Below are 2,928 nucleotides of genomic sequence, written 5' to 3'. Positions count from 1 at the left end.
GTCAGGGTGCGGCCGGCGAGGTTGGCCGTGGCGACGCCGGAGCCGACGTAGCCGCCCGCCCAGCCGAGGCCGGAGGCGGGGTCGAGGGTGGCTGTGGCGCACCAGTCGCGGGGGACGCCGAGGACGCCGGACCAGGCGTGGTCGACGCGGACGGCGCGCAGGGCGGGGAAGAAGTCGGTGAGGACCGCGCGCAGGGCGTCGACCGTCGCCTCGGGGGTGCGGCCGTCCGCGTCCGTCCGCGAGCCGAAGCGGTACGGGACACCCCGCCCGCCCAGGGCGATCCGCCCGTCGGCGGTGCGCTGCGCGTACATGTACGCGTGCGCCATGTCGCCCAGCGTCTCGCGCGCGTGCCAGCCGATCTCCTCCCAGAGGGCGTCGCTCAGCGGCTCGGTGGCGATCATCGAGGAGTTCATCGGCAGCCAGGTGCGCCGCTGTCCCTTCAGCTCGGACGTGAACCCTTCGGTGCACCGCAGGACGTACGGCGCGCGCACGGTGCCGTACGCGGTGACCGCCCGCCCGGGACGGATCTCCGTCACCGCCGTCCCTTCGTGGACGGTCACGCCGAGCCGTACGACGGCGTCCAGAAGCCCCGTCAGCAGCTTGACGGGGTGCACGCGCGCGCCGTGCGGCGTCCACGTGGACCCCAGCGTGTCGACGATACGGACCCGTTCCGACGTCTCGGCGGGCCCGTACAGCTCGCGGTCCGTCTCGCCGCACGCCACCTCGTGCTCGTGGAACGCGCGCAGGCGCGCGAGCTGTGCGGGCGTACGGGCGACCTCCAGGACGCCGCTCTGGTGGACGTCCGCGTCGATCCCCTCGGCCCGGGTGACCGCGACGACCTCGGCGACGGTGTCGTTCATGGCCCGCTGGAGCCGTACGGCGGCCTCGTGGCCGTGTACGCGCGCGTACCGGTCGCGTCCGGCGATCCCGTTGTACAGCCAGCCGCCGTTGCGCCCGGAGGCGCCGTACCCGCAGAACGCGCGCTCCAGGACGGTGATTGCGAGGGAGGGGTCGGCCTTCTTGAGGTAGTACGCCGTCCACAGGCCGGTGTATCCGCCGCCGACGATCACGACGTCGGCGGTCGAGTCCCCGGGCAGCGGATCGCGCTCCCTGGGGAGGCCGTTTCCCGCCCACCAGAAGGAGACACCGCCGTTCGCGAAAGCACCCATGCGCGGACGTTAGCCCGTACGGGTGAGGGCTGTCCCCTTCGGATTTCGTCGTCCCCGGGTCACCGGATACGCCGCGAGCCCCAGCAGGACGGCGATGAAGTGGCCGAGATCGGTGAACGTCGGCGTGACCGTCAGGGGCGCCGCGAAGAACACCAGGAGCCCCGCCGCCCAGACGTACCGCCACGGCGCGCGCAGGCGGTACGTCAGGACCGCGGCGACCCCGGCCAGCGCGTAACTCACCCCCACGTCCAGCGTGTTCATCGCCGACCTCGGCGCGACCCCCTGCTCGATCGCGACCAGCAGCGCCCCCTCGCTGATGAGCGTCGCCAGCACGTGCGCGCCGGCCGCGACGGCCAGCCACCGTGCGGTCCCCAGCCAGCGTTCCACCGGCGCGTGGATCACCGAGTACAGCGCCGCGTACGGCAGCCAGTACCCGCCGTCCAGCCACATCGCGCTCGCGACCAGCACGCGCACGGGGTTGTCCGACAGCTCGTGCAGGTTCGTCGACCGCTGCCGCAGGAACTCCTCCTCGAACTGCGGCGACATGCGATGCGCGGCGGCAGTCGTGAACAGCAGGATCCCCAGCCAGACGTAGGTCCCGGGGGAGCGCCGGACGTACCTCCAGACCGCCTGTGGCCCGCGCTTAATTCGCATGAGCGGATTCACGCGGTTCAGTATCGTCCGAAGGGTGATCGACATTCCGCACGGACTGGTGAAGTCTCAGCAAAGGGCCAACGGGGAGGCGGGGGTCGCTTTCCTGGAGGGGCTGCCGACGCTCGCGGAGGAGTTCCTCGCGCGCTGGGACCTGCGGCTCGACGGGCCGTCGATGCACGGCATGTGCGCGCTGATCCTGCCCGTCGTCCGTACGGACGGCCTGCGCGCCGTCCTGAAACTCCAGCTCTTCGACGAGGAGAGCGAGGGCGAGGCGGTCGCCCTGCGGCTGTGGGACGGCGACGGCGCGGTCCGCCTCCTCGACCTCGACGACGCCACCGGGACGATGCTCCTCGAACGGCTCGACCCCGAGCGCATGCTCGCGCGCGTGGCCGACGTCCACACCTCCGTCGAGGTCATCACCGGCCTGCTCGCCCACCTCACCGCCGGGCCCGCGCCGCAGGGCATGCGGCGGCTCGCCGACATCGCCGCGTCCATGCTGGAGCGCACGCCGGCCGTACTGGCCCGCATCCCCGACCCCGAGCACCGCCGTATCGTCGCCGACTGCGCCTCCGCCGTCGCCGAGGTCGCCGACGAGCCCGGCGACCGGCTCCTGCACTGGGACCTCCACGACGAGAACGTCCTCGCCGCCGACCGCGCGCCCTGGCTCGCCATCGACCCCAAGCCCCTCGCCGGCGACCCCGGCTACGACCTCTGGCCCGCCATCGCCAACCGCTTCGACGCGGACGACATCCGCTGGCGCTTCGACGCGATGACCTCCGGCCTCGGCCTGGACCGCGCCCGAGCCCGGGCCTGGACCCTGGGCCGCCTCCTGGAGAACTCCCTCTGGAACGTCGAGGACGGCGAACCCCTCGACGAGGAGGACCTGGAAATCGCACGGCGGCTCCGGAAATCCTGAAGGGGCGGCACGAGAGGCGAGGAGGATTCGGAAATTGCCCAATGACTCGGGAACTCCCGGCAAACACGGCACGTTGGACCCGGCAACAGCCCGATCCTTGGCATCGAGAACAGAGCGACAGACCTTCCTCCCCGGCCTCACCCTGGCCCGCCGCTTCTACGCCGAGGCCGTCCGCCCCCTCCTCCCCGG

General features: G+C 72.4%; 3 protein-coding genes. 1 reads left to right on the top strand and 2 read right to left on the bottom strand.

Features of this window, described 5'->3' with window-relative positions; translation table 11 throughout:
- Both AOK24_RS24390 and AOK24_RS24385 read right to left on the bottom strand, forming a co-directional pair.
- On the bottom strand, positions 1 to 1,169 hold a 1,169-nt coding region (locus AOK24_RS24390; protein WP_055722214.1), incomplete at its 3' end, for an NAD(P)/FAD-dependent oxidoreductase.
- 9 nt (positions 1,170 to 1,178) lie between these two features.
- Positions 1,179 to 1,823 (bottom strand): rhomboid-like protein, encoded by a 645-nt coding sequence (locus AOK24_RS24385; RefSeq protein ID WP_165854536.1) that lies wholly within the window; start codon positions 1,821 to 1,823, stop codon positions 1,179 to 1,181.
- On the opposite strand from AOK24_RS24385, the gene AOK24_RS24380 reads away from it, so the two are divergent.
- A complete protein-coding gene (locus AOK24_RS24380; RefSeq protein ID WP_063799510.1) occupies positions 1,822 to 2,739 on the top strand; it encodes an aminoglycoside phosphotransferase family protein in 918 nt (305 codons plus the stop codon). The genes AOK24_RS24385 and AOK24_RS24380 overlap by 2 nt on opposite strands.
- Positions 2,740 to 2,928: the final 189 nt, after the last annotated feature.

Source organism: Streptomyces niveiscabiei (genome assembly GCF_001419795.1).
In the GTDB taxonomy this organism is placed as follows: domain Bacteria; phylum Actinomycetota; class Actinomycetes; order Streptomycetales; family Streptomycetaceae; genus Streptomyces; species Streptomyces niveiscabiei.
This window is presented reverse-complemented; position numbering and strand designations above follow the sequence as displayed.

Bases quoted from the DNA above. Each gene is read 5' to 3' on its own strand.
- AOK24_RS24385 (WP_165854536.1), bottom strand. From the start codon at position 1,823: ATGCGAATTAAGCGCGGGCCACAGGCGGTCTGGAGGTACGTCCGGCGC.
- AOK24_RS24380 (WP_063799510.1), top strand. From the start codon at position 1,822: ATGAGCGGATTCACGCGGTTCAGTATCGTCCGAAGGGTGATCGACATT.